Annotated in this window: 1 protein-coding gene; it reads left to right on the plus strand. The window is 49.9% G+C overall.

Annotated features, from left to right (window positions below; genetic code table 11):
- Positions 1-475: 475 nt before the first annotated feature.
- A complete protein-coding gene (locus B7444_RS15900; protein ID WP_035730656.1) occupies positions 476-1,735 on the plus strand; it encodes a cation:proton antiporter in 1,260 nt (419 codons plus the stop codon).
- The last annotated feature ends 946 nt before the right edge of the window (positions 1,736-2,681 follow it).

Below are 2,681 nucleotides of genomic sequence, written 5' to 3' on the forward strand. Positions count from 1 at the left end.
TGAATCAAAATTCCCTACAAAAATCAATGGGTCCTGAGCCTAAGTCGCGAGGGAACGGCAGAAATATCCGAAAGCCGACCATATTTCCAGCGTCGACCTGCATTCTGGCAAATTGTTGTTGAGCTGTAAAGGAAGCGTCTCGTGGCCTTTCGTTCGAAGTGTGGTATAAATCATGGTATTGTCGTTTTTTACTTTATAATAGATTGGTGAATATGAAATATATATGACTATAAACAATCGAATGGGAATTGTATTTGTAATTATTTCGTGGTCTTGAATGTCCGATTTTTCAAGTTTCCATCCGAAACCGGACCTTCTGCTCCCCCCCCTGTGCGGCCTTTCTGCTTAAGGAATATGAAGCAGGCAGGCGGTAATCGCCTCATTTCTGCTGTTCAACGAACTGTCACGCTTTTCCGATAGCGGACATTACGGGTTTCCCTTGACGTAAGGTCCGGAAGTGTCCAGCGGTGGCGGCATGGATACCATCAGCCTTCTTGCTCTGCTCCTGACCCTTTCGGCAGGCTTCAGCATTCTCAATCATCACACACTGCGTATTCCGGTCACGATTGGTGTTCTGATTTTCTCGTTGCTGACGTCGCTTGTGGTCATGATCCTGAATCCGCTGCTTCCGGCCTACGACCTTCAGGCTTTTCCACGATCGGTGCTTGGAGCTATCAATCTCCCTGCGGCACTTCTGAATGGCGCGTTGTCGCTTCTTCTGTTTGCCGGGGCCATGCAGGTCAATGTCGGACATCTGAAGGCAAAGCTGATGTCTGTGACAGCCCTCTCCATTCTGGGAACCGTTCTGGCTGTCGCGTTTCTTGCGGTCGCAGCGTGGTACGTTTTTCCCCTGCTGGGACACGCCGTTCCCTTCACATGGTGCATTGTGCTCGGTGCCATTCTCGCGCCTACGGACCCGGTTTCAGTCGTGGGAATGCTGAAACGTCTGGGTCTACCGGGACCGCTTCAGGCTGTTTTTGCAGGTGAAAGTCTGTTCAACGATGGCGTGGGCGTTGTCATTTTCGGTGTCACGATCGGGCTGGCAATCGGGGGAAGTCAGGAAGTGAGCGCCTCCGAGATTGCGCTGAGTTTCTGCCGGGAGGCAATCGGCGGCGGTCTGTTGGGCGCATTGACCGGATGGATTGCTTTGCGGGTGCTCAAGGGACAGCGGGATCCGCATATCGACCTGCTGACATCGCTGGCCCTGGCCACTGGAACCTTCAGCATCGCCAATCAGCTTGGAATGTCCGGAGCGATTGCCGTCGTGGTGGCCGGTCTCTGCTTTGGGACAAGCTATAGCCATTCCATTTTCGACGAAGCGTCTCGCAAGGATCTCGACGTTGCGTGGACCCTCATTGACGAGGTGCTGAACGTCCTGTTGTTCATGCTTATCGGCTTTGAAATCCTCGAGATTAAGCCGCATTTGTTTGCAGTTCTGGCGACGCTTGCCATCATCCCGCTGTCCATTGCTGTGCGCGCCTTGAGCGTGCTCTTTTCAACGCTCCCGGCCCACCTCAGGCAATGGGAACGGGGCCGCGTCCTGGGTATCCTGACATGGGGTGGCCTGCGTGGCGGCATCTCGATCTCTCTGGCGCTTGGACTGCCAGCCGGAGGCTTACGCGAGTTGCTGTTGCCAGTTTGTTACGGCGTAGTGGTATTCACGATCATCGCACAAGGACTCATGATGGAATGGTTCGTCCGGAGACTGTTCCCCTCCACGGCTAGATTGCGATAATACTGCTCTCACTATTTGAGGGGGGAGCTGATCGGAGAAGATAGTTATAAAAACATGTTATGTTTTCAATAGATCGCCGCCAATCCGCTCATTTTCTAAATGACCATCTGCCTGCTCAGCGAACGATTGAGCAAATGAATTTGTGCTTGGCAATATCCGGCTACAATGAGGACTGGTGTTATTCGTGGCTGGTCATCGTTATGCGCATTGCGACCGGCTTCTGTCTTTCTTATCAATAGAAAAACAACGTTGTGAATCTGTATGAAACATATCAACCTTTACAGGTACTACACCACTGCTGGTCAGGAAATTCTTGAACATTAATTCGAGTTGAGAACTTTCGTTATTCGCGCATGAAGATGGTCCTTATGAATAATGATGATCGATATACTCCAATATTCTGTCAATTTATTTACAATATCGACGACCTGGGTTAGGCAAGATACCTCAATATCTATTACATTTGTGATATCAAGATGTATGACAACGTTTTTGGTGCTTCATATCAGCGTCTGAGCATGGGCAGACGGGAAGTGCAGACTCCGCGCGACGCACATGGCGGGTTGCCTTTCTACTTTCAGGCGAAGGGCGGCTACTTCATCGGAGTGACGACTTTAACGCCGGTTCGCTCTGAAGCAGCGTATTAGAAAAACCCACAATAATGCGCGGCACAAGCGGCTGAGTAATAGGCCGATCATCACCAATCATGCGCCCCATTAGCGATCCAAAGTCAGTGAGCTAAGGTGCTGCTTGAGTGCGGAGTTTCCGTCCGGATCGCGAAAGTAGGTTACGAACACCTCATTCGATCGCTAGTGGTCGGATTTTCTATGCCTGTTTCGTAGGAGAAAGGCGGTGCTTTAATGTTTTCATTTCTCTAGAAGAGTTTATTTTAATTACTACTTAAATTTATTAAATAAAACAGCGGCTTGCTATTTTTTTTTTTTTT

It is taken from the genome of Gluconobacter thailandicus F149-1 = NBRC 100600 (assembly GCF_000964465.1).
Taxonomy (GTDB): Bacteria; Pseudomonadota; Alphaproteobacteria; order Acetobacterales; family Acetobacteraceae; genus Gluconobacter; species Gluconobacter thailandicus.

Excerpts from the sequence above, each read along its gene's own strand:
- B7444_RS15900 (WP_035730656.1), top strand. The coding sequence starts at position 476 with ATGGATACCATCAGCCTTCTTGCTCTGCTCCTGACCCTTTCGGCAGGC.